The sequence below is a fragment of the Streptomyces sp. NPDC111628 genome (assembly GCF_055635195.1).
The window spans coordinates 40,490-63,560 of sequence record NZ_JBVKBZ010000009.1; the positions used below are offsets into that span (position 1 = coordinate 40,490).

Sequence of the window (23,071 nt, forward strand, 5' to 3'; positions counted from 1 at the left end):
GGTGCGGCTCCTCTCGCCGGTGTGGCTGTGGTCGGTACTCCAGTGTCCCCGCTGGTTATTCGCTTGCCGCGCGGGGGCGTTCCCTGGAGACAATGTGTATCGCACGCGCCGCCGTGAACGCCGGTCAGTCGTCCCTTTGGCTGCCCTTGGCGCCGGATTTGCGCTTCGAGACTTCTGTTTGTTTTCCGGGGGAATGAGGACGATATGTCGTACGTGGAGATGCCGGGCGCGAAGGTGCCGATCCGGATGTGGACCGACCCGGCGACGGTCGAGGAGGGCGCCCTCCAGCAGCTGCGCAACGTCGCCACCCTGCCGTGGATCAAGGGCCTCGCGGTCATGCCGGACGTGCACTACGGCAAGGGCGCGACGGTCGGTTCCGTGATCGCGATGCGGGGTGCGGTGTGCCCGGCGGCGGTGGGCGTCGACATCGGCTGCGGAATGTCGGCGGTCAAGACGTCCCTGACGGCGAACGACCTCCCGGGCGACCTGTCCCGGCTGCGCTCGAAGATCGAGCAGGCGATTCCGGTGGGGCGGGGGATGCACGACAGCCCCCTTGAGCCGGGGCGCTTCCACGGGCTGGCGACGGGCGGCTGGGACGACTTCTGGGGGCGGTTCGACGGAGTCGCCGAAGCGGTCAAGTTCCGTCACGAACGGGCCGGGAAGCAGATGGGGACGCTGGGCGGAGGTAATCATTTTGTCGAAGTCTGCACGGATACGACCGGTTCCGTCTGGCTGATGCTGCACTCCGGTTCCCGCAACATCGGCAAGGAGCTGGCCGAGCACCACATCGGCGTCGCCCAGAAGCTCCCGCACAACCAGGGCCTGGTCGACCGCGACCTCGCGGTGTTCGTCGCGGACACCCCGCAGATGGCGGCGTACCGCAACGACCTGTTCTGGGCGCAGGAGTACGCGAAGTACAACCGCACGCTGATGATGGCGCTCCTCAAGGACGTGGTCCGCAAGGAGTTCAGGAAGGCCAAGCCGGTCTTCGAGCCGGAGATCAGCGCGCACCACAACTACGTCGCCGAGGAGCGGTACGACGGGATGGACCTGCTGGTCACCCGCAAGGGCGCCATCCGTGCGGGTTCCGGGGACTTCGGGATCATCCCCGGTTCCATGGGCACCGGTTCGTACATCGTGAAGGGCCTCGGCAACGCGAAGTCCTTCAACTCCGCCTCCCACGGCGCCGGCCGGCGGATGAGCCGGAACGCCGCCAAGCGCCGCTTCTCCACCAAGGACCTGGAGGAGCAGACGCGGGGCGTGGAGTGCCGCAAGGACTCCGGCGTCGTGGACGAGATCCCGGGCGCGTACAAGCCGATCGACCAGGTCATCGACCAGCAGCGCGACCTGGTGGAGGTCGTGGCGAAGCTGAAGCAGGTCGTCTGTGTGAAGGGCTGACGCCCGGACGCGCCAGGTGCACCGGAAGGCGGGTCTACGCCTCCCGGTGCACCTTCGTGTTCGAGGCCTGGGCGCGGGGGCGGACGACCAGGAGGTCGATGTTGACGTGGGCCGGGCGGGTGACCGCCCAGGTGATGGTGTCGGCGACGTCGTCGGCGGTCAGGGGGGCGGCGACGCCCTGGTAGACCTTGGCCGCCTTGTCCTGGTCGCCGCCGAAGCGGGTCAGGGCGAACTCGTCGGTCTTGACCATGCCCGGCGCGACTTCGACGACGCGGACCGGGCGGCCGACGATCTCCAGGCGCAGGGTCTCGGCGAGGACGTGCTCGCCGTGCTTGGCGGCGACGTAGCCCGCGCCGCCCTCGTAGGTGGACAGGCCCGCGGTCGAGGAGACGACCACGATCGTGCCGTCGCCGCTCGCCTCCAGCTTGGGGAGCAGGGCCTGGGTGAGGTTGAGGGTGCCGATGACGTTCGTCTCGTACATGCGGCGCCAGTCGTCCGGGTCGCCGGTGGCCACCGGGTCGGCGCCGAGCGCGCCGCCCGCGTTGTTGACGAGGACGCCGACCGTCTTGAACGCGGTGGCGAACTCGTCGACCGCCTCGCGGTCGGTGACGTCCAGGGGGTAGGCCGTCGCCTTGTGCCCGGCCGCCTCGATCTCCTCGGCCAGCGCCTCGATGCGGTCCTTGCGGCGCGCGGTGAGGACGACGCGGTACCCGGCCGCGGCCAGCTGCCGGGCCGTGGCGGCGCCGATGCCGCTGCTCGCGCCGGTGACGACGGCGATGCGGGAGGCGGCGGACGGGGCGGCTGCTGCGGTGGCCATGGGGCTGCTCCTGGTGCGTACGAAGGTCGGTGCGGACGGTCGCCGACCAGGGTAGTCAGCCGCCGTTGCGCGGGGCCCACATGATCAGGGCCATCCCGGCCAGGCAGACCAGCGCCCCCGCGATGTCCCAGCGGTCCGGGCGGTAGCCGTCGGCGACCACGCCCCACAGGATCGAGCCGGCCACGAAGATCCCGCCGTACGCGGCGAGGATGCGGCCGAAGTGCGCGTCGGGCTGGAAGGTGGCGACGAAGCCGTAGGCGCCGAGGGCGAGGACCCCGCCCGCCGCCCACAGCCAGCCGCGCTGCTCGCGCACCCCCTGCCAGACCAGCCAGGCACCGCCGATCTCGAAGAGGGCGGCGACCACGAAGAGGGCGGCGGAGCGGAGGACCAGCATGGGGGGCAGCTTCGCACGGACCTGCGGAATAACGGGTCGGGGGCCACCGTTGCACGGGTATAGTTGAACCGTCAACAAATCGGAGGTTGAGCGATCATGCAGTTCGGCATCTTCACCGTCGGCGACGTCACGCCCGACCCGACCACGGGCCGTACGCCGACCGAGCGTGAGCGCATCAAGGCCATGGTCGCCATCGCGCTCAAGGCCGAGGAGGTCGGGCTCGACGTCTTCGCCACCGGTGAGCACCACAACCCGCCCTTCGTGCCCTCGTCGCCGACGACCATGCTCGGCTACGTCGCGGCCCGCACCGAGCGGCTGGTCCTGTCCACCTCCACCACCCTGATCACCACGAACGACCCGGTGAAGATCGCCGAGGACTTCGCGATGCTCCAGCACCTGGCCGACGGCCGGGTGGACCTGATGATGGGGCGCGGCAACACCGGCCCGGTCTACCCCTGGTTCGGCAAGGACATCCGCGAGGGCATCAACCTCGCCGTCGAGAACTACAACCTGCTGCACCGCCTGTGGCGCGAGGACGTGGTGAACTGGGAGGGCAAGTTCCGCACCCCGCTCCAGGGCTTCACCTCCACCCCGCGTCCGCTGGACGGGGTCGCGCCCTTCGTCTGGCACGGGTCGATCCGCTCGCCGGAGATCGCCGAGCAGGCGGCCTACTACGGCGACGGCTTCTTCCACAACAACATCTTCTGGCCCGCCGACCACACCAAGCGCATGATCGAGCTGTACCGGGCCCGCTACGCCCACTACGGGCACGGCACGCCCGAGCAGGCGATCGTCGGCCTCGGCGGCCAGGTGTTCATGCGGAAGAACAGTCAGGACGCGGTGCGCGAGTTCCGGCCGTACTTCGACGAAGCACCCGTGTACGGACACGGACCGTCGCTGGAGGACTTCACCGCGCAGACGCCGCTCACCGTCGGCTCGCCGCAGCAGGTGATCGAGAAGACGCTCGCCTTCCGCGACTACGCCGGTGACTACCAGCGCCAGCTGTTCCTGATGGACCACGCCGGGCTGCCCCTGAAGACCGTCCTGGAGCAGCTCGACCTGCTCGGCGAGGAGGTCGTGCCGGTGCTGCGCAAGGAGTTCGCCAAGGACCGTCCGGCGGGCGTGCCGGACGCGCCGACCCACGCGTCCCTGCTGGCCGCGAAGGCCGCCGGGCAGGACAAGCGGGACAGCCATGACAAGGAAGGAGCGCGCGCATGAAGCTCGTCGTCGTCTCCGCGGGGCTGAGCGTGCCGTCGTCCACCCGGCTGCTCGCCGACCGGCTGGCCGCGGTCGCCGCCCCGGCGGCCACCGCGCCCGAGCCCGCCCCGGCCGACGTCCGGGTGATCGAGCTGCGCGACCTCGCCGTGGAGATCGCGCACACCTTCACCAACGGCTTCCCGGCACCGGCGCTCGCGGACGCGTTCGCCGAGGTCGCGGCGGCCGACGGACTGATCGTCGTCACGCCGGTGTTCTCGGCGTCGTACAGCGGGCTGTTCAAGTCGTTCTTCGACGCGCTGAGCGTCAACGACGAGGACGCCCTCACCGGGAAGCCGGTCCTGATCGCCGCGACCGGCGGCACCGGCCGGCACTCCCTGGTGCTGGAGCACGCGCTGCGGCCGCTCTTCGCCTACCTGAAGGCGGTGATCGTCCCCACCGGGGTCTACGCCGCCTCCGAGGACTGGGGCGCGGAAGGGCTCGACGCCCGGATCGGGCGGGCCGCGACCGAGCTGGCGGCCCTGATGGCGGGGCTGTCGGGGTCCTCGCGGGCGTCCGGGCCGTCCACGGGGCGCCCGCTGCCGAAGCGGGACTCCTTCGAGGAGGTCACGCCCTTCGCGGAGCGGCTCGCCGCGCTGAGCGTCCCGGGCCCGAGCCCGGCGCCGTAGGGCGGCTGCCGGTGGGGGCCGGGCACCGGCCGTATCACCGGATCGTGTGACGCCGACGGGGTTCCCGCCCGGCCCGGTCGGCGGTTCACTACGGTGTGGCCAGGATGAGCAGACCCCAGCCGGGACAGTCGCCCGACCGGTTACCCGAGCCGCCGCTGCCCCGGTGGCTGCCGGCGGTGTTCCCCGCTTCCCTCCTGGTGGCCGTCCTGTGGGGACCGGTCTACGCGGCGGTGCTGTGCGGCGTGGCCTTCGTGGCGGTGGGCTACGCCACGTCCAGGAAGCCCGCGCTGTGGCACCTGGCGGCCGGGACCGGGCTGTGCGCGACGGGTGTGCTGGCGCAGGCGTTCGCCTACTACCTGATTCTGCGGGACGGTTCGCTCGGCCCCCACGGGAGTGCGGCCGTCCTCTTCCTCCTGGGCCTCCAGTTCTTCCTGCACGGCAGGAAGGTGCGGCGGGCCGCGCAGCTCACCCTGTCGGGACTGCGGCGCCACCGCGAGGAGAACGGGCTGCTCGAGCCCGCCGAGCCGCTCGGCGAGCCGCGGCCCGGGGCGCGCTGGATCCCTTTCACGACGACGGGGATCTTCGGCGCGGTCGTCTCCGGGCTCGGCTCGCTGTTCCTCTGCTTCACCCTTCTCGCCCTGCGGGACCTGCTGACGACCGAGGACAACCCGTGGTGGGCGTCCCTGGTCGTCGTCGGCCTGTTCGTGCAGACGGTCCTCTTCATCGGCCTGGGCAACACGATCCTGCGCACCTCAGTGCAGTACTACGACACGGTCGTCTCCTCCCCGGACGACCTCGCGGGCCGCCAGTACGTCCTCTACCTGCGCTCCTTCCGCGACGACCACCGGCTCTCGCGCCCCCACCGCATCCCTCTGGCGGGCGCCTGGCTGGGTGCGGCCGTCGGCATCGGCCAGGGCGAGGAGGAGCGCATCGCCGACGCCCTCTCCTGGGCCGGCACCCTCGTCGGGGTGGGGGCGCCCGGGGAGCGCGTGCCCCGGGCCGGTGCCCGGCGGATGTACCTGCCGCCGGACGACTGGCAGACGCCGGTGAGCACCATGATGCGCGGCGCCGCGCTCGTCGTGGTCGTGCTGGGCAAGGGGCGGGGGACGCTCTGGGAGATCCGCGAGGCGATGCGGATCCTGCCGCCGGAGCGGCTGCTGCTGCTCGTGCCGATGAAGGAGAAGGCGTACGACGAGTTCCGCGCGCTCGCGGGCGACCTGACGCCCGGTGCGCTGCCCGCGTACCGGCGCAGCCGCGCTTTGTCGTCCCGGGTCAGGGGAATCATCCACTTCGAGCCGGACTGGACGGCGGAGTTCGTCGCCCTGCGCCGGCCCTCACCGCTCGAAGACCAGCTCGTGGGCTCTTTGGACCGTGCCATGTGGCCCGCCATGGTGCGCCTGACCGAACTCGAACTCGAACTCGAACGGCGGGCGGACGGGAGGCACGGCGAGGCATGAGCGACATGGGGGACGCGCTGTGGAACACGGAGGTCGGCCCGGCCGAGTACTCGGTGGCCGACGACCGCTACCGGCAGGCGGTGCTCGACCAGTACAAGCTCTGCGTGGAGATGGCCGACCGGGTCAGCGCCCGGCGGAACCTGACCAACACGTTCTTCCTGTCGCTCAACAGCGCGGTGGTCGCCGTGGTGGCCGCGGTGTCGGGCGGCGCACTGGCCGACGCGTCCGTCCCGTTGCTGCTGGCCGGGCTGGTCATCCTGCTCGTCCAGTGCGCCGCCTGGTACGTCATGGTGCGGTCGTACCGGCAGCTCAACCGCGCCAAGTACGCGGTGATCGGCGCCTTCGAGGAGCGGCTGCCGGCGTTCGCGTACAGCAGGGGGGAGTGGGACGCGCTGGGCGAGGGCCGGGACTGGCGCCGGTATCTGCCCCTGACCTACGTCGAGCAGTGGGTCCCGGTCGTCTTCGCCGTCTCCTACGTGATGGGCTTCTCCGCCCTCGTCGCCCGGTGAGCCACGGGCCGCGATAGGATCCGGGGCCTGCCGGCAGGCCATCGACCGAGGGGGAGACCGTGACGGCCCTCGCGGTGACCGGGCACATGGACCTGACGGAGGAGAGCCTCCCCGCGGTCCGCGCCGCCCTGGACGAACTGCTGGGCCGGTACAGGGACTTGGGCGCAAGCAAGACACTGGTCGGGATCTCCTGCATCGCCAAGGGGGCCGACTCGCTGTTCGCCGAAGCGGTACTGGCCGTCGGCGGTCGCCTGGTCGTCGTCGTCCCCTCGCGGGACTACCGCCGCAGCACGGTCGAGCCCGACGACGCCCCCCTCTTCGACCACCTCGCCGCCGCCGCCGACGAGGTCGTCGTACTGCCCCGCGAGAGGGCCGGCCGGCAGGCGTACGAGGCCGCCAACGCCCTGCTCCTCGAACGTGCCGACCGGCTGGTGGCCGTGTGGAACGGCGAACCGCCCAGCGGCCGGGGCGGCGGCACCGCCGACCTGGTGCTCGCCGCCCGGGAGGCGGGGATCCCCGTCGACGTCGTGTGGCCGGCCGGGGCCGCGCGCCGGGCGGACTCCCGGTAGGAAGGGCCGCCGATCGGCGCGGACCGACGCCGGAACCCGGCACCTGGAACCCGGAACCGGAAGCGGTTCGGAAGCGGTGCGCCGCTGGTTCCGGAAGCGGGGTCGCTGATGCCGTAAGGGCATGTCGACGTCACCGGCGGCCGTACGCCCCACCGCTGTCGCCGGCGCCGGCACCGGTGTCCTGACTCCCGGTGCCGGCGCCGACGTCGGCGCTGGTGCCGGTGCCGGCGGTGGTGTTCGTGCCGGGGAGTCGCCTGGTGCGCAGATAGGTGCCGAGCACCGACAGGTCGGTCCGCTCCAGGTCGGCCGGGCGGATCACGACGCGCAGCTCCGGGGCGGTCGCCGGATCGCGGCGGCAGTGGTCGGCGAAGCTCTGCACGATCAGGAGCAGCAGCCGGGTGCGGTCCAGCTCCACGATCCGGGCCAGCCCGGAGCCGATCAGGGGGATCGCGAGCGGCCGGTACATGCCGTACCGGGCCACGGCCGGCCACAGGGTGTCCAGGCTCGCCCGCAGCTCGGCCGGTCCGGAGCGGGCGACGAGGTCGTTGCCGAGCCGGGAGTAGGCCACGGCGAAGACCCGGCGGCCGCCCACCGTCAGCGGCACGGTGGTGCCCAGGGGGTAGCGGACGCGCCGGCCGCGCGGCTTGTCCTGGGGCCGCTCGGTGCGCAGCGGCCGCAGCGCCCGCAGCCCGGCCTGGATCCGGTCGTCCAGCAGCTTGCGCTCCCCGCCGAACAGCCGCTCCACCAGCTGGCCCTGGACGCTGTCCCGGCTGATCACCAGGTCCTGCTCGGTGGCGGTGTCGAAGGTGTCGGTGAACCCGACGACCAGATTGGCGTCGTCCTGGTCGAACAGGTCGCCCCGCACCACCACGAGGTCACCGGCGCCGGGGAACGGCTGCCGCAGCAACTCCCGTCCGTGCCGCTCGCGCAGCCGGGCCCGCAGGGCGCCGAGCAGCTCGGCGACGTCCTGGTCGTCCGGCCGCTCCCGGGCCATCCGTTCCGCGACCGGCAGCGCGAGGTCGTGGCGGCCCAGGTCCATCCTGCTGCGGATCAGCTGGCGGCGGGCGGTCTCGTACAGCGCGGTGAGCCGGCGCACCAGCGGCCGCGCGAAGTCCTCGTCGCCCGCCTCGGCCAGGGGACGGCCGCGCACCAGGGCCAGCGCCGCGGCCAGCCGGTCGGCGGCCGACGCGGGCGCCGCGAGCAGCGCGGAGTCGACCAGGTCGGTGAACTCCGCGCAGTCCAGTTCGCCGGGCGCGAGCACCAGCCGGTAGGCCGTCTCGGGTGCCGGGCCGGCCAGCAGTTGCTCGGTGCGCAGCACCCGGGCGCCGTCACCGCGCTGCGTGGGATCGAGGGCGCGGCGCAGTTCGAGGACGCGTTTTTGCACCTCGTTGCGGTGGCGCTGCGCCGCGTGCGGCTGCTCGCCGTCGAGTGCCCACACGTCCCGGTGCAGCCGGCGCACCGGGACGGGCTCGCCGTCCGCCGCCACCAGCCGGACCAGCAGCCGTGTCGTCAACGGGGTCAACCGGGCGGGTACGCCGTCGATTTCGAGCCTGGCCGGACCCAGGACGCTCACACGGATGCGCGCCATACAAGTGGTCTCCACTCGCTTCACACTCTCCCGACCGGTGGTCGCGGGAGAGGTGTCGGCAGCGTATCAATTGTCCGTTTGGGGGAGTTGTGGTTTCGGTCGGTTCGTGCGGGGCCGGCCCCCGGGACACGTACCGCGGTGACGGGACGTGCCCCGGGGGCCGGTTGCGCCGGTCCCCCGAGCGGCGCCGGATCCGCCGGACGACTGCGCCGGCGGTGGCAGGACGGCTACGGCCGCCGGTGGTAGGCGGACAGGTGGCGGAAGGGGTAGGTCCGGCGCCAGTCGGAGCCGGTGTCGTTGACCGTGCAGCCCGCCAGTTTCAGCCGCTCCACGACCTTGCCGAGCGCCGTCTCGGAGCCGTCGAAGCGGACCACGTTGCGGCCCGCGATGTCGGCGATCGGCCGCACCCTGCCGACCTCGACGATCAGCGTGCGCTCCGGGTAGGCCATCAGCACCATGCCCAGCTCGATCAGGACGTTAGGGCGCGGCTGGCACACCGGCCGGGTCTCGTGGTCCGGTTCGTCGTGGCCGCGCAGGTCCGGGTGGAGGGTGACGACGTCGTCCGGGGTGAGCAGGACCAGCGCCGCCTGGGCCTGGGCGGGGGCGCCCGCGACCACGTCGCCGAGGAAGGGGGAGGCCTGGCCGGTCGCCCGGACCAGGTCCTCCCACTCCTTGGGCCGCAGGTCGAGCCGGCGCAGCAGCTCGTACATCTCGCGCCGCACCTGGTCGTCGCGGCCGTGCACGACGAAGACGCTGCGGGCCCGCTCGGCGTCCTGGCCCGCCGCGGCGGCCGGGCGCCGCCATCCGTCGGCGTACGGCTGTGCGGGCGGGGTGGACGGCGCGGGCGGTGCGGCGTGGACGGGGGAGTTGTCGCCGAAGGTCTGGGTGGTGTCGGTGTTGCCGGTGCTCTGGTTGCCCCCGAAGTTGTTGGTGCTGCCCTGGCCGAAGCTGTTGCCGTGGAACTGCTGGCCGCTCATGCCTGCCGTGCCTCCCTGGTGACGCCGGAGTTGTTGCCGAAGGTCTGGGTGGTGTTGGTGTTGCCGACGCTCTGGTTGCCGCCGAAGTTGTTGGTGCTGTTGGCGCCGAAGTTCTGCTGGAGGATGTTGGTCTGGTTCGCCTCGTGCTCCCGGGTGTCGACGTCGTGGTCGCGCAGGAAGTCGCCGACGATCTGGAGCAGATGGCGCTCGATGATCTGGATGTACTTGATCGCGTCCGACTCCTGGAAGAAGTGGTGGAAGTCGTGGTCGGGCGCCAGCTCGCGGACGCTGGTGAGGGCGCCGCAGTCCACCGCGGTCAGCGCGTAGCGGCCGAGCCGGAACTCGCTGGTGTCGGCGGGCCGGCCCACCAGCTTGCGGACGGTGTCGGTGGAGAAGCGGCTGGGCAGCCGTTCGCGCAGCGGGTTGGCGATCAGCCGCAGCAGCTCGCCGGGCGCGCTGCGGGTCACGTCCCAGGCGATGCGGCACATGAGCCTGCCGTCGATCGCGGCCGGCAGCCGGTCGGCGAGGTGGAAGCTCTCCGGCAGCGGACCGAGTACGTAGGTGTAGAACTCGGTGTGCAGGGTGCTGCCCTTGATGTCGAAGCCGATGAACACCGAGGTGACCAGCTCCTGTTGCCAGGCCCCGATGCGGACGCACAGGTACTCGCGGCGGGCGTCGTAGTCCTCCCGCCAGTGTGCGGCGGTGTGGTCGGGGTGGCCGGGGTCGGGCGTGTCCAGGAGCACGGCGACGGGGTCGCTGCCCTCGGCGGTCCGCACCGCCTTGGTGAACCGGCGCCGGTCGACGGAGAGCAGCTCGACGCGGTCGCTCGGCGCGGGCTTGTCGCGCAGTTCCGCGAGCAGCCCCTCGCAGACCCGGGTGGTGATGTCCTCGACGGTGAAGGGGATGATCGGTTTGCGTTCCGTCCTTCCGGCTCCGCCCGTGCCGCCCGTGCCGTCCGCGCCGTCCGCCGGTCCGTGCTGGGCGGGGAGGTGTCCGTTGAGCAGGGTCTGGCCGAGCGCGCCGGCCCGGGACTTCGGGGCGCCGAGCAGCAGTTCCGCGTTGGCCCACCGTTTGACCGAGCCGCCGGCGCCGACGAAGGGCTTGTAGCCGCCGTAGTACACGGTGTCCGAGGCCTGCTCACGGTTGATCTTGCCGACGAGTTCCGGGGTGAGGCGCGAGGTGATCGGGTGGGAGCCGTCGAATCCGGTGCGGTCGTCCGCCGGGGGCGCGAGGTGCTCGGCGAGGGTCTGCAGGATGGCGAGCCTGCGCAGGAACATCGTGGCCCAGGCCAGCCAGAACGCGAACAGCGCGGCCGTCCAGCCGCCCAGCACGCCCGCGGCGATGAGCAGCGCGATGACGACCGCGCCCGCGCCGAGGGCGATCAGCTGGTTGCGGCGCAGGTTGTGGGCGGCCAGGGCGTGCGCCAGGACGGGCGCGGCGTCGTAGCCGTAGGAGGGGGCCACGACCCGGTAGCGGTGGGTCAGCAGCTCCCGGATGACGGCCTTGCGGTAGAGGGGGTCGAGGTAGGTGCCCGCGCACAGCAGGCGGGTGGCGTTGCTCGTGGCGTCCGGGGGCGGCGGGGCGGCGTGGGTGGTCATGGCTGCTCAGTTCCCTTCCCGCATGTCGGCCGAGGTGATGACGCCGCCGCTGACGGTGTAGGTGCCCTCGTACGTCGTCTGCGTGCCGTCGGTCTCCCGGGCCACGACCGTGACCGAGACGTCGTCGCCGGACGTGCCGGTCACGGTGACGTCGTCCCGCAGGGTCGTCTCGAAGCCGGCGACGAAGGAGTCGTAGTCCTGGTCGAGGTTCTTGCCGCCCAGCTCCCACGCGGTCGCGAAGTCGCGGTTGTTGATGGCGCCGAAGTACGCCGTCACGGTCGCCTCCGGCCCGCTCCCGTCGGCGGTGGTGTCCTCGGTGGCCGTGTCGTCGGTCGTGGTGTCGTCCGTGGGGGTGTCGTCCGTGGTGTCGTCGCCGTACGTGTCCTCGCCGTACGTACCGCCGTCGGTCGTGCCGTCGCCGTAAGTGCCGTCCTCGTACGTGCCGTTGCCGTACGTGCCGTCGGGGTCGGTGCCGTCGCCCGAGGTGCCGTCGTCGGTCGTGCCGTCGTCGGTCGTGCCGGACCCCCAGTCAGGCAGCGCTCCGCTGCCGTAGAGCCCGTCGGTGGCCGGCGCCCCGTCGTCCGGGCCGGTCGTGGCGAGCACGACGGCCAGCACGACTATGAGGACGAAGGGGACCGCGATCACGGTCAGGGCCTGGTTGCGTACGGGGCCGGGCGTGAGTGCGAGCCCCGGTGCGGGGTAGGAACCCCGGGCGCCGGACGGGACGCGTGTACTGCTCATCTGTCACCTCATTGCCGCCGGTATCCGGCCGGGCGGATACGGCACGCGCCCCGAGTGGGCCGATGTGCCTTGTGCATCGACCGATCCGACCAGTGGCGGCGCTTCCGGAACCAGATTTCCGGGGTTCCGATGCGCTTCCGATCGGCTTCCGGTATGGCCGCCGCGTTGATCGCCCCGCCGGTCGCCCCGGGGCACTTCACCGGCACTCAAGGCCAGGTGAACGCTGCCGGAAACCGGCAATGCGGATAGGTGGCACCGTCACGCATCATGGGGCGCACGGGGAGCACTGCGGAGAGGGGGCCGGACGATGACGACGAAGACGAAGTCGAAGTCGACGCACAGTCCGTTCGTTCGCCCTCTCCACCAACTCCGCCCCCGCCCGGACGAACCCGGCCGCGCCGCTCGCGCCGCCGGTGCCGCGGCACACGGCCGCCGCGCCGTCTGAGACCCGCTCACCGCCTCTGGCGGGGCCCCGCGCGGGCGTGGTCCGTCCGAAGACCCGCCCCCCCGGAACCACGCCTGTCCGCACGGGCGTCACCACACCAACATCGGCGGCGGCCGGCCGCGCTCGTCCGGCCGCCGTGACAGCCGCCTCATGCCGTAAGGACGTATGCCATGGAAGTCATCGGTGTCCTCGCCCTCGTCTGCCTGCTCCTTCTCGCCGTCGTGCTGTTCGGCGTCTCGCGGCTCTTCCGCAAGGTGGAGCAGGGCAAGGCGCTGATCGTCTCGAAGATGCGCAAGGTGGACGTGACCTTCACCGGTCAGGTTGTGCTGCCGGTGCTGCACCGGGCCGAGGTGATGGACATCTCGGTCAAGACGATCGAGATCACCCGGGCCGGCAAGGAAGGGCTGATCTGCCGGGACAACATCCGGGCGGACATCCGCATCACGTTCTTCGTCAAGGTCAACAAGACCGTGGAGGACGTCGTCAAGGTCGCCCAGGCGGTCGGCACGGCCCGCGCCAGCGACCGGGACACGCTGCAGGAGCTGTTCCACGCGAAGTTCTCCGAGGCGCTGAAGACCGTCGGCAAGCAGCTGGACTTCACCGACCTCTACACCAAGCGCGAGGAGCTGCGGTACCGGATCATCGAGGTCATCGGCGTCGACCTCAGCGGGTACCACCTCGAGGACGCGGCCATCGACTACCTGGAGCAGACGCCGCTGACCCAGCTGGACCCGGCCAACGTCCTGGATGCCCAGGGCATCCGGAAGATCACCGAGCTGACGGCCGTCGAGCACGTGCGCACCAACGAGGCCCGGCGCACCGAGGAGAAGGAGATCACCCGGCAGAACGTCGACGCGCGCGAGGCCGTACTGGAGCTGGAGCGCCGGCAGGCCGACGCCGAGATCAAGCAGAAGCGCGAGATCGACACCACCCGGGCCCGCGAGGAGGCCGAGACGGCCAGGGTGGTGGAGGAGGAGCGGCTGCGCGCGCAGGCGGCCTTCCTGCGCACCGAGGAGCAGCTCGGCGTGCAGCGCGAGAACCAGGCCCGTGAGGTCGCGGTCGCCGCGAAGAACCGCGAGCGGGTCATCGCCGTGGAGAACGAGCGCATCGAGAAGGACCGCATGCTGGAGGCCATCGGCCGGGAGCGGGAGACCGAGCTGACCCGGATCGCCGCCGAGAAGGAGGTCGAGGCGGAGAAGCGGGACATCGCCGAGGTCATCCGCGAGCGCGTCGCCGTGGACCGCACGGTCGCCGAGCAGGAGGAGTCCATCAAGAAGCTGCGCGCGGTGGAGGAGGCGGAGCGGGACCGGCAGACCGTGATCATCGCCGCCGAGGCCCAGGCGCAGGAGCGGCTGGTCAAGGACATCAAGGCGGCCGAGGCGGCGGAGGCCGCGGCCTCCCACCGTGCCGCCGAGGAACTCACCATGGCCGAGGCCAGGTTGAAGAGCGCCGACCTGGAGGCGCAGGCCAAGCTGCGGATGGCCGAGGGCATCCAGGCCGAGGCCGCCGCGGCGGGGCTGGCCGCGGTCCAGGTCCGCGACAAGGAGGCCGAGGTCATCGAGAAGGCGGGCCGCGCCGAGGCGGAGGCCACCGAGGCCCGGATGCGCGCCGAGGCCGAGGGCGCGCGGGCCAAGGCCCTGGCCGAGGCGGAGGCCATCGGCGGCAAGCTGAAGGCGGAGGCCGCCGGGCTCACCGAGAAGGCCGCCGCGATGGCCGCCCTGGACGACGCCTCGCGCGGCCACGAGGAGTACCGGCTGCGCCTGGAGGCGGAGAAGGACATCCGGCTGGCCGGTCTGGACGTGCAGCGGCAGGTCGCCGAGGCGCAGGCCACGGTGCTCGCCACCGGTCTGGAGAACGCCGACATCGACATCGTCGGCGGCGACACGGTCTTCTTCGACCGCCTGATGTCCTCGGTCGCGCTCGGCAAGGGCGTCGACGGATTCGTGAAGCACTCCGAGACCGCGCAGGCCCTCGCCGGGCCCTGGCTGGACGGCTCGTCGAGCTTCACCGACGACCTGACCCGCGTACTCGGCTCGTTCTCCACGGCCGACGTGCAGAACCTGACGGTCTCCGCGCTGCTGATGAAGCTGATGAAGTCGGGCGGCACGGACGCCGGGCAGGTGCAGCGCCTCCTGGACCGCGCGGGCGAACTGGGCCTCGCCGACACCCCGCTCACCGCGCTGAACGGCACGGCCAGGGTCTGACCGGCCACCACAGACCGGGTGCCGGGACCGCCGTACGGGGGTCGGCGGCTTCGGCACCCCCCGCTTCCTCGAAGGGACCAACCGCTCATGGCCACCGCTGCGGAGACGGCTACGACGTCCGCCACGGTCACATCCGCCACGGTCACGTACGACACCGCCGACGCCGGCGCGTACGAGGTGCTGCGCGACCGTCTCGCCGCGCAGAGCGCCGACCTCGCCCGCCGCGCTGACGTCCTCAATACCCGCCGGGTGGAGGAGTTCGGCTCGGCCCGCCTCGAACTGGCCTCCACCGAGCGGCTGCGCACCGAGCACCCGGGGGTGCCCCGCGACCTCGCCGCCGTCGGCGACGTCCTGCTCCTCGGCTCCACCGGCCGTCCGGGCCACCGCACCCGGACGGCGGCCGTGGCGGACGTCTTCACGCTGTACGACCGCGACCTGAACCCGCTGCCCGAGTCCGCGGTGCCGGGCCTGCTCGACGACCCGGCCTTCGCACGGGAGTTCGCCGACCTGCACCGCTACTACCGGCAGGCCCGGCTGCTGCGGCTGCGCCCCGTCGGCGGCAGGCTGCTGGCCGTCTTCCGCACCGGCGAGAAGGCCGACGACATCCGCGTCCTGCGCTGGGAACTCACCGAGGACGGGCGGGCGGCCTTCCTGGACGCGCGGGGCGAACGCGACGACGTGTTCCCGCCGTCCCACGACTTCGAGTGGACCGCCGCGACCCGCGAGGACCACGTCCTGGGCCGCCACCCGCACGTGTCGGTGCGCGGCGAGTTCCACGTCGGCGCGGTCGGCGGCGCCCTCACCGTCAAGCTGGAGGACGACACCGAGACCGCCGGGGGCATCTACTCCGAGCCCGTCGACGAACCCCTCCAGTCCCTGGCCGACGCCGACATCGCGCACGCCAGGGTCGGCGCCCTGATCCTGCTGCGCGTACGGCCCTACAAGGAGGACACCGACCGGCACCTGGTGTTCAACACCCTCACCAAGTCGGTGGTCCGCCTGGACGGCATCGGCCTGGCCTGCCGCCGCCTGCCCGACGACCAGGGCATCGTCTTCCCCGGCGGCTACTGCCTGGCCACCGGCGTCCACAAGACGTACGAACTCGACGCGACCGGGATGGAGTTCGAGCGGGAGGTGCGCTCGCCGAACGGCGAGGACGTGCTGTACGCCTTCCACGCGCGCGGCGAGAGCCGGGGCCTGCTGCTGTCGTACAACACCATCCGCAAGGAGGTCGCGAACCCGCTGCCCTGCCGGGGCTGGACCCTGGCGGAGGACGGCACCTTCACCGTGCTGCGCGCGGACGGCGACGAACCCGCCCAGGTGCACCCGGTGCAGCGGTGGCACTCGCCGTACGTCTCCGACACGCACGCCGCCGCCGCGCCCGCAGGGAGCGGACCGCTGGCCCGCGTGGGCAACGCCGACCTGGTGCGCGGCATCTCCGCCTGCCTGTCCGTCGCCGGGGCCGTCGGCGAGGGCATCACCACCGCCGAGGGCTACCGGGCGCTCGCCGCCTCCTGCGTGCGCGCGGCCGACGCCCACCACTGGCTGGGCGAAGCGGACCTGGGCGACCTGGCCGGCGCGCTGGCCGCCGTACGCGAGACCGCCGAGCAGGTGCTGGCCGAGTTCGAGACGGTACGGGACCTGACCCGGCGGGCCGCCGAGGCCCGTGACGAGGCCGCCGAGCGGATCGCGTCGGTGGTGCGGCGGCTGCGCGGCGAGGCGCCGAAGGAGGCCGCCGCCTGGGTGCGGGGCCTGACCGAACTGCGGCACGCGCACGGGCACCTGCTGACCGTCAAGGAGCTCCGGTACGCCGACGCCCCCGGCATCGACGCCCTCGCCGAGGAGGCCGAGGCGTCCCTCGCGGAGCTGGGGCAGCGGGCCGTGGCCTTCCTCGCCCGCGAGGACGCCTTCGACGCCCAGCGTGCGGACGTCGAAGCGCTCGTCGCCGACGCGGAGGCCATCACCACCGTCGCCGGGGCCGGACCCGTCGCCGCCCGGCTGGACGAACTCGCCGAGGGGCTGCGCACGGTCACCGACGTCGCCGCCGAACTCGACATGGGCGACGCCACGATCCGCACCGCCCTGCTGGAACGCGTCGCCGCCGTCCTGGGCGGCGTCAACCGCGCCCGCGCCACCCTCGACGCCCGCCGCCGCGTCCTCCTCGACCGGGAGGGCCGCGCCGAGTTCACCGCCGAGACGGCCCTGCTCGGCCAGGCCGTCACCGCCGCGCTCGCCGCCGCCGACACCCCCGAGCGCTGCGACGACCAGCTGGCGCGGCTGCTCGCCCGCCTGGAGGACCTGGAGTCCCGCTTCGCGGAGTTCGACGGCTTCCTGACCGAACTCGCCGACAAGCGCACCGAGATCCACGACGCGCTCGCCGCCCGCAAGCAGTCCCTCTCCGACACCCGCGCCCGCCGCGCCGAACAGCTCGCCGCCTCCGCCGCCCGGATCATGGAGACGATCACCCGGCGGTGCGCCACGCTCGCCGACGCCGACGCGGTCAGCACGTACTTCGCCTCCGACCCCATGCCGGCCAAGGTCCGCCGCACCGCCGAGGAACTGCGCGCCCTCGGCGACAGCGTCCGCGCCGAGGAACTGGACGGGCGCCTCAAGTCGGCCCGCCAGGAGGCCTCCCGCGCCCTGCGCGACCGCACCGACCTGTACGCCGACGACGGCCGCACCCTGCGCCTGGGCGCCCACCGCTTCGCCGTCAACACCCAGCCCCTCGATCTCACCCTCGTCCCCGACGGCGACGGACTCGCCTTCGCCCTCACCGGCACGGACTACCGCGCACCGGTCACCGACCCGGACTTCGCGGCCACCCGCGCCCTCTGGGACCGCACCCTCCCCTCGGAGTCCCCCGGCGTCTACCGCGCCGAGCACCTCGCCGCCCGTCTGCTCCGTCAGCACGGCGCGAGCGCCCTCGTCACGGCCGACGACCTCCCCACCCTCGTCCGCGAGGCCGCGCAGGAGGCGTACGACGAGGGTTACGAGCGGGGCGTGCACGACCACGACGCGACGGTCGTCCTGAGGGCGCTGCTGCCCCTGTACGAGCGGGCCGGGACCCTCGTCCACGAGCCCGCCGCCCGCGCCGCCGCCCAGCTCTTCTGGACCCACGGCACCACCCCGCGAGCCCGCGAGACGTGGACCCGGCGTGCCCGCTCCCTGGCCCGCGCCCGCGACACCTTCGGCCTCTCCACGGCGATCACGGCCCTGGAGGAGGAGCTGGCGGAGGCCGTCGGCTCGTGGCCGGAGCCGGGGCCGGGGCAGACGGTGGCGGGGGCGGTCGGCCGCGCCGCGGGTGCCGGTCCTGGCCCCGCAGGAGCCGCGGCCGGCGGTTCGTCGACAGGAGCCGGCGGTTCGTCGACCGGGCCTTCCGGTTCGCCGGCCGGGCCTTCCGGTTCGGGCGCCGCGGGGGACGCGGGTCGGGCGGCGGGCGTGCCCCGGGCCGCAGCGGGGGCGGCCCGCTCGGCCGAAGGCTTCGCCGGGACGGTTGGGGCCGTCGGTTCTCCGATCGGTACGTTCGGCCCGTCCGCGGGGCCGGCGGGCTTCGGCGCGGAGCTTGCCCGCGCGGCTGCCGCGTACCTCTTTCACGAACTGACCGCCGAGCCCGAGGGCTTCGTCCTCGGTGCCGCTACCCGCACGCTCCTGGAGAAGTTCCGCCGCACCGTGGGCACCCCGGCCTACGACGAGGACCTGGCCGCGCTGGACGACCTGGCCGCCCGGGGGCAGCTCGCCGAGGCGTGGATCTCGTCGTACGCCGCCGCCGGCGGTACCGGGCTCACCCCCGGTGACCTGGCCGAGGCGGTCGCCGCCGAGCTGTGCCCGGACCTGCCCCGCTACGACGGGGACGCCCCGACGACGGCCACGGCCGAGGGCCTGCTCGGCGCCCACCCGCGCATCACAGGAGGCCGACTGCCGCTGCGCCTCGACGAGTTCCTCGCCCGTACCGCCCGCTTCGCCGCGCACGACGTCCCCGCGTTCCGCGCCTACCAGCGCCGCCGTACCGCCCTCGTGGGCGCCGAACGGGCCCGGCTGCGCCTGGACGACCACCGGCCGCGCGTCATGTCCGCCTTCGTCCGCAACCGCCTCGTGGACGAGGTCTACCTCCCGCTCGTCGGCGACAGCCTGGCCAAACAGCTCGGTGCCACCGGCGACGGCAAGCGCACCGACACGGGCGGTCTCCTGCTGCTGCTCTCCCCGCCCGGGTACGGCAAGACGACCCTGGTCGAGTACGTCGCCGAGCGCCTCGGTCTGATGCTGGTGAAGGTCGGCGGCCCCGCGCTCGGCCACGGCGTCACCTCGCTCGACCCGGCCGACGCCCCGAACGCCACCGCACGCCAGGAGGTCGAGAAGATCAACTTCGCGCTGGCGTCCGCGAACAACACGCTGCTCTACCTGGACGACATCCAGCACACCTCCCCGGAGCTCCTCCAGAAGTTCATCCCGCTGTGCGACTCCACCCGCCGCGTGGACGGCGTGTGGGACGGTGCGCCCCGCACCTACGACCTGCGCGGCAAGCGCTTCGCCGTCTGCATGGCCGGCAACCCCTACACGGAGTCCGGCGCCCGCTTCCAGGTCCCCGACATGCTCGCCAACCGCGCCGACGTCTGGAACCTCGGCGACGTCCTCACCGGCAAGGAGGAGGCCTTCGCGCTCAGCTTCCTGGAGAACGCGCTCACCGCCAACCCGGTCCTGGCCCCGCTCGCCGGCCGCGACCGCGCCGACCTGGAGCTGCTCGTCCGCCTCGCCACCGGCGACCCCACCGCCCGCGCCGACCGCATCGGCCACGCCTACCCGCCGGCCGAACTGGAGCGGATCCTGTCCGTCCTGCGCCACCTGGTGGCCGCCCGCGAGACGGTGCTGGCCGTCAACGCCGCCTACATCGCCTCCGCGGCCCGGTCGGACGAGACCCGTACCGAACCCGCCTTCCGGCTCCAGGGCTCCTACCGCAACATGAACAAGATCGCCCAGCGCATCCGTCCCGTCATGAACGACGCCGAACGCGCCGCCGTCCTCGACGACCACTACACCGCCGAGGCGCAGACCCTCACCCACGGGGCCGAGGCCAACCTCCTCAAGCTCGCCGAGCTGCGCGGCACGCTCACCCCCGAGCAGGCCGACCGGTGGGCCGAGGTGCGCACCGCCCACGTCCGCGCCCGCACCCTGGGCGGCCCCGGCGACGACCCGCTCACCCGTGCCGTCGCCGCCCTGGGCCTGCTCGCGGACCGCGTCGCCGCCGTCGAGTCCGCCATCACCCGCGCCGCCGACCCCCGCCACCTCCTGGCCGGCCCGCACGCGCGGCACGCGGCCGGCGGAACGGAGCGGTGACCCCGGGGCCGGTCACAGCCCCGGTCACGATCCCGCTCACGGTCCCGCCGCGTCCGCCACGTCGAAGGCGTCCAGCAGGCCGGACGTGTCCGGCGGCCCTCCGTCGAGCCGCTGCTCGGACCAGATGGTCTTGTCGTGCCGGCTGTGCCGGACGCCCCAGTGGGTGCTGAGCCGCATCACGATGAACAGGCCGCGGCCGCCCTCGTCGTTCTCCCGGGCCCGGCGCAGATGGGGGCTGGCGCTGTTGGCGTCCGTGACCTCCGTCAGCAGCCGGCCCCGGTCGCGGATGAGCCGCAGCCGCACCGGGCCCTTGCCGTAGCGGATGGCGTTGGTGACGAGTTCGCTGACGACGAGTTCGGTGGTGTAGACCGCCTCGTCGAGGCCCCAGGAGGCGAGCTGCCGGTCGACGAGCCGCCGGGCGGTGCCCACCACGGAGGCGTCGGCGGGCAGCGTCCAGTCCGCGACGTGCTCCGGCGGCAGGGCGCGGGTGCGCGCGAGCAGGAGGACGGCGTCGTCGTGGCGGGAGGGCGCCATGTGGTACACGGCGGTGTCGCACAGCTCCTGCAGCGGCCGGGTCGTGGAGGCGAGGATGTGTTCGAGACGGCGCCGGGCGGCGTCCCCCTGGTCGCCGTTGCCCCCGGTGAGGCCGTTGGTGTGCAGGGCCAGCAGGGTGCCGGGCGCCAGTTCGAGCACGGCCGGGGTGAAGACGTGGCCGCCGCCGGTCCCGAGCGGCGGCCCCTGCGGGACGTCCACGGCGCGGGGGACTCCGTCCGGGTCGATGACGACGGGGGCCGGGTGCCCCGCGCGGACCATGGTGCAGTGCTGTGAGACGGGGTTGTAGACGGTGACCGCGCAGGTCGCCAACGGGGCGCCCGGACCCGGCCCGGAGGCGTCCGCCAGCTGGGAGGCGACCTCGTCCAGGTAGGTCAGCAGCTCGTCCGTCTCCAGGTCCCGCAGGGCGAGGGTGCGCACGGCGAGGCGGAGCTGCCCCATCGTGGCCGCCGCCTCGATGCCGTGGCCGGTGACGTCGCCGACGACGAGGGCGACGCGCGTGCCGGACAGGGGGACGACGTCGAACCAGTCGCCGCCGGCGCTCTCGGGCAGGTACACGTGGGCGGTCTCCACCGCCGAGAGCAGCGGGATCGCGCCGGGTTGCAGCCGCCGCTGGAGGGCGGCCGCCACGGTGTGCTCGCGCCGGTAGCTGTGCGCGTTGTCCAGGTGCACGGACGCGGTGAACGCCGCCTGCCGGGCCACGTCCAGATCGGCCTCCTCGAAGGGGTCGGTCCGGTGCCGGTACAGGGTCAGCAGCCCGAGCACGGTGTCCCGGACCAGCAGCGGGGCGACGATCATGGAGTGCACGCCGGCCCGGACCAGCGGCTCGAAGCCCTCCGGGTCGGTGGACAGCCAGGGGTCGTCGGACGCGACGCGGACCAGCCGGGCCCGCATGTCGTTGAGGACCTGCGTGTACGGGGTGGGGAAGGGCAGCGGACGGCTGTCGCCCTCCTTGCGGCTCACCTCGGCGGTCGGCGGGGCGAAGGCCACCCGGCGCAGCGGAACCTCCGTCGGCGGCGGACCGGCCGCCCGCTCGGCCGCGACGACACCGTCGTCCAGCAGGTCGACGGTGGCCGCGTCGGCGAAGGCGGGCACCAGGGCCGCCACCAGTTCGTCGCCGGTGGTCCGTACGTCCAGCGTGGAGCCGACTCTCGCGTGCACCTCGCTGAGCACGGCGAGCCGGTCCGCCGCGGCCTGCCGATCGGTCACGTCCTCGACCACGCCCACCAGACCGGGCTTGCCGTCGCCGAGGTCGTGCAGCGGGAAGAGGGACACCTCGACGGCGAGGGTTTGGTGCGGGCCGGACGGCGACCTGCCCCGGACCAGGCGGCCGCGCAACGCCTCGCCGGTCGCCAGGACCTCGTCGATCAGGCCCTGGAGTTCGCCCGCTTCGAACCCGGGGGCGAAGTCGGCGATGCCCTGTCCGACGACGTCCTCCTCGGACAGCCCCCGCACTCCCCGGCCGGCCGGGTTGTAGCGGGTGACCTTCTGCTCGGAGTCGAAGACGAACAGACCCTGGGGTGAGTTGGCGAACAGCGCGTTGAGCACCGCGGCGTCGCCGATGGGATCGCCAGTCACCGCACGCTCTCCCTTCGCGGCCTTCCCCCCTCACCTTCCTCACCTTCTCGCATCGGCCCCGTCCGGCAACTCGGCCGGAGGATGTGCTTGGCTCGGCGCTTGACCGACAGCGAGAACCGGGGGAAGCGGGAACCGGGGGCAGTGGGAACCCGTGGAAGCGGGAACCCGTGGAAGCGGGAACGCGGGTAAGGGAGACGGACTGCCGTGCACGTGCTCATCCTCGGCGGCACCACGGAGGCCCGCCGCCTGGCCGAACTGCTGACGGCCGGACAGCCGGCCGGGCAGCCGGCGGGGCCGCGCGTGACGACCTCCCTGGCAGGACGGGTCTCCGCGCCCAGGACGCCCCCGGGCGAGGTACGCGTCGGAGGCTTCGGCGGCGCCGAAGGACTGGCCGCCTGGCTCCGCGAGCACGCCGTCGACCTGCTCGTCGACGCCACCCATCCCTTCGCCGGCACCATCACCCGCAACGCGGCACACGCCGCCGCCACCGCCCGGGTCCCGCTGCTCGCGCTGCGCCGCCCCGGCTGGCGGCCGGTCGAGGGGGACGTCTGGCACGAGGCCGGCTCCCTGGCGGAGGCCGCCGTGCTGCTGCCCGCGCTCGGCCGGCGGGTCTTCCTGACCACCGGCCGCATGGGCCTGGCCGCCTTCGCCGCTCTGGCCGACCCGTGGTTCCTCGTACGGTCCGTCGACGCGCCCGAGGCGCCCTGCCCGCCCCGCATGGAGGTCCTGCTGGACCGCGGCCCCTTCACCCTCGACGGGGAGCGCGAGCTGCTGCGCCGGCACCGGATCGACGTCCTGGTCACCAAGGACAGCGGGGGAGCGGCCACCGCCCCGAAGCTGACGGCGGCCCGTGAGGCGGGGCTGCCGGTGCTCGTGGTGCGCAGGCCCCCGGTGCCCGAGGGGGTACCGGTCGTGGCCGAACCCGTACAGGCGGCACAGTGGGTCAGGGAGGCGGCGCAGGCGGACCGCCGGCCCTAGTCCCGTGCCGAGTCCTGTGCCGAGTCCCGTACCGGCCGCTGTCCGTCCGGCC

General features: G+C 73.2%; 16 protein-coding genes. 9 read left to right on the forward strand and 7 right to left on the reverse strand.

All coding sequences use genetic code 11. The features are described 5' to 3' along the window. Window positions 1–204: 204 nt before the first annotated feature. On the forward strand, window positions 205–1,398 hold the full coding sequence (locus tag ACZ7MF_RS37950; RefSeq protein ID WP_471482692.1) for an RtcB family protein: 1,194 nt from the start codon (window positions 205–207) through the stop codon (window positions 1,396–1,398). Window positions 1,399–1,432: 34 nt separating this feature from the next. Here ACZ7MF_RS37950 and ACZ7MF_RS37955 read toward each other — a convergent pair whose 3' ends face one another. Both ACZ7MF_RS37955 and ACZ7MF_RS37960 read right to left on the reverse strand, forming a co-directional pair. After that, window positions 1,433–2,215: an SDR family NAD(P)-dependent oxidoreductase gene (locus ACZ7MF_RS37955; RefSeq protein WP_115742676.1), complete on the reverse strand. Its 783-nt coding sequence runs from the start codon at window positions 2,213–2,215 to the stop codon at window positions 1,433–1,435. A 55-nt stretch (window positions 2,216–2,270) separates the two neighbouring features. Continuing rightward, window positions 2,271–2,609 (reverse strand): YnfA family protein, encoded by a 339-nt coding sequence (locus tag ACZ7MF_RS37960; RefSeq protein ID WP_030145264.1) that lies wholly within the window; start codon window positions 2,607–2,609, stop codon window positions 2,271–2,273. Window positions 2,610–2,705: 96 nt separating this feature from the next. Between ACZ7MF_RS37960 and ACZ7MF_RS37965 the strand changes: the two genes are divergently transcribed. The 5 genes from ACZ7MF_RS37965 (at window position 2,706) to ACZ7MF_RS37985 (ending at window position 7,027) form a co-directional block, all read left to right on the forward strand. Further along, on the forward strand, window positions 2,706–3,827 hold the full coding sequence (locus ACZ7MF_RS37965) for an LLM class flavin-dependent oxidoreductase (RefSeq protein ID WP_115742675.1): 1,122 nt from the start codon (window positions 2,706–2,708) through the stop codon (window positions 3,825–3,827). Continuing rightward, a complete protein-coding gene (locus ACZ7MF_RS37970) occupies window positions 3,824–4,492 on the forward strand; it encodes a CE1759 family FMN reductase (RefSeq protein ID WP_471482693.1) in 669 nt (222 codons plus the stop codon). The genes ACZ7MF_RS37965 and ACZ7MF_RS37970 overlap by 4 nt, the downstream gene beginning before the upstream one ends. A gap of 104 nt (window positions 4,493–4,596) precedes the next feature. Continuing rightward, window positions 4,597–5,949 (forward strand): transferase, encoded by a 1,353-nt coding sequence (locus tag ACZ7MF_RS37975; RefSeq protein ID WP_471482694.1) that lies wholly within the window; start codon window positions 4,597–4,599, stop codon window positions 5,947–5,949. Next, the gene (locus ACZ7MF_RS37980) at window positions 5,946–6,458 is read left to right on the forward strand and encodes a RipA family octameric membrane protein (protein ID WP_471482695.1); all 513 of its coding nucleotides are present in this window, start codon (window positions 5,946–5,948) and stop codon (window positions 6,456–6,458) included. The genes ACZ7MF_RS37975 and ACZ7MF_RS37980 overlap by 4 nt, the downstream gene beginning before the upstream one ends. 59 nt (window positions 6,459–6,517) lie before the next feature. Next, window positions 6,518–7,027 carry a hypothetical protein gene (locus tag ACZ7MF_RS37985; RefSeq protein ID WP_471482696.1) on the forward strand — a complete coding sequence of 170 codons (510 nt, stop codon included), beginning with the start codon at window positions 6,518–6,520 and terminating at the stop codon, window positions 7,025–7,027. A 130-nt stretch (window positions 7,028–7,157) separates the two neighbouring features. Here ACZ7MF_RS37985 and ACZ7MF_RS37990 read toward each other — a convergent pair whose 3' ends face one another. The 4 genes from ACZ7MF_RS37990 to ACZ7MF_RS38005 form a co-directional block, all read right to left on the reverse strand. After that, window positions 7,158–8,615 (reverse strand): macro domain-containing protein, encoded by a 1,458-nt coding sequence (locus ACZ7MF_RS37990; protein WP_471482697.1) that lies wholly within the window; start codon window positions 8,613–8,615, stop codon window positions 7,158–7,160. Window positions 8,616–8,842: 227 nt separating this feature from the next. Then, window positions 8,843–9,592, reverse strand: a complete 750-nt coding sequence (locus ACZ7MF_RS37995) for a TIR domain-containing protein (RefSeq protein ID WP_471482698.1) — start codon at window positions 9,590–9,592, stop codon at window positions 8,843–8,845. Next, window positions 9,589–11,190 carry a hypothetical protein gene (locus ACZ7MF_RS38000; RefSeq protein WP_471482699.1) on the reverse strand — a complete coding sequence of 534 codons (1,602 nt, stop codon included), beginning with the start codon at window positions 11,188–11,190 and terminating at the stop codon, window positions 9,589–9,591. The genes ACZ7MF_RS37995 and ACZ7MF_RS38000 overlap by 4 nt, the downstream gene beginning before the upstream one ends. Window positions 11,191–11,196: 6 nt before the next feature. Beyond that, on the reverse strand, window positions 11,197–11,931 hold the full coding sequence (locus ACZ7MF_RS38005; RefSeq protein ID WP_471482700.1) for a hypothetical protein: 735 nt from the start codon (window positions 11,929–11,931) through the stop codon (window positions 11,197–11,199). 615 nt (window positions 11,932–12,546) lie between these two features. On the opposite strand from ACZ7MF_RS38005, the gene ACZ7MF_RS38010 reads away from it, so the two are divergent. Together ACZ7MF_RS38010 and ACZ7MF_RS38015 are read left to right on the forward strand one after the other, a co-directional pair. After that, window positions 12,547–14,580: a flotillin family protein gene (locus ACZ7MF_RS38010; RefSeq protein WP_471482701.1), complete on the forward strand. Its 2,034-nt coding sequence runs from the start codon at window positions 12,547–12,549 to the stop codon at window positions 14,578–14,580. 87 nt (window positions 14,581–14,667) lie between these two features. Further along, window positions 14,668–19,911 carry a DNA repair ATPase gene (locus tag ACZ7MF_RS38015; RefSeq protein ID WP_471482702.1) on the forward strand — a complete coding sequence of 1,748 codons (5,244 nt, stop codon included), beginning with the start codon at window positions 14,668–14,670 and terminating at the stop codon, window positions 19,909–19,911. A gap of 36 nt (window positions 19,912–19,947) precedes the next feature. On the opposite strand, the gene ACZ7MF_RS38020 is transcribed toward ACZ7MF_RS38015, so the two are convergent. Then, on the reverse strand, window positions 19,948–22,041 hold the full coding sequence (locus tag ACZ7MF_RS38020; protein ID WP_471482703.1) for an ATP-binding SpoIIE family protein phosphatase: 2,094 nt from the start codon (window positions 22,039–22,041) through the stop codon (window positions 19,948–19,950). A 204-nt stretch (window positions 22,042–22,245) separates the two neighbouring features. Here ACZ7MF_RS38020 and ACZ7MF_RS38025 point away from each other — a divergent pair, with 204 nt between their 5' ends. Then, entirely contained in the window at window positions 22,246–23,019 is a 774-nt protein-coding gene (locus ACZ7MF_RS38025) for a cobalt-precorrin-6A reductase (protein WP_471482704.1), read from the forward strand. The last annotated feature ends 52 nt before the right edge of the window (window positions 23,020–23,071 follow it).

Coding starts and splice junctions, on each gene's coding strand:
- ACZ7MF_RS37950 (WP_471482692.1), top strand. CDS start 205: ATGTCGTACGTGGAGATGCCGGGCGCGAAGGTGCCGATCCGGATGTGG.
- ACZ7MF_RS37955 (WP_115742676.1), bottom strand. CDS start 2,215: ATGGCCACCGCAGCAGCCGCCCCGTCCGCCGCCTCCCGCATCGCCGTC.
- ACZ7MF_RS37960 (WP_030145264.1), bottom strand. CDS start 2,609: ATGCTGGTCCTCCGCTCCGCCGCCCTCTTCGTGGTCGCCGCCCTCTTC.
- ACZ7MF_RS37965 (WP_115742675.1), top strand. CDS start 2,706: ATGCAGTTCGGCATCTTCACCGTCGGCGACGTCACGCCCGACCCGACC.
- ACZ7MF_RS37970 (WP_471482693.1), top strand. CDS start 3,824: ATGAAGCTCGTCGTCGTCTCCGCGGGGCTGAGCGTGCCGTCGTCCACC.
- ACZ7MF_RS37975 (WP_471482694.1), top strand. CDS start 4,597: ATGAGCAGACCCCAGCCGGGACAGTCGCCCGACCGGTTACCCGAGCCG.
- ACZ7MF_RS37980 (WP_471482695.1), top strand. CDS start 5,946: ATGAGCGACATGGGGGACGCGCTGTGGAACACGGAGGTCGGCCCGGCC.
- ACZ7MF_RS37990 (WP_471482697.1), bottom strand. CDS start 8,615: ATGGCGCGCATCCGTGTGAGCGTCCTGGGTCCGGCCAGGCTCGAAATC.
- ACZ7MF_RS37995 (WP_471482698.1), bottom strand. CDS start 9,592: ATGAGCGGCCAGCAGTTCCACGGCAACAGCTTCGGCCAGGGCAGCACC.
- ACZ7MF_RS38000 (WP_471482699.1), bottom strand. CDS start 11,190: ATGACCACCCACGCCGCCCCGCCGCCCCCGGACGCCACGAGCAACGCC.
- ACZ7MF_RS38005 (WP_471482700.1), bottom strand. CDS start 11,931: ATGAGCAGTACACGCGTCCCGTCCGGCGCCCGGGGTTCCTACCCCGCA.
- ACZ7MF_RS38010 (WP_471482701.1), top strand. CDS start 12,547: ATGGAAGTCATCGGTGTCCTCGCCCTCGTCTGCCTGCTCCTTCTCGCC.
- ACZ7MF_RS38015 (WP_471482702.1), top strand. CDS start 14,668: ATGGCCACCGCTGCGGAGACGGCTACGACGTCCGCCACGGTCACATCC.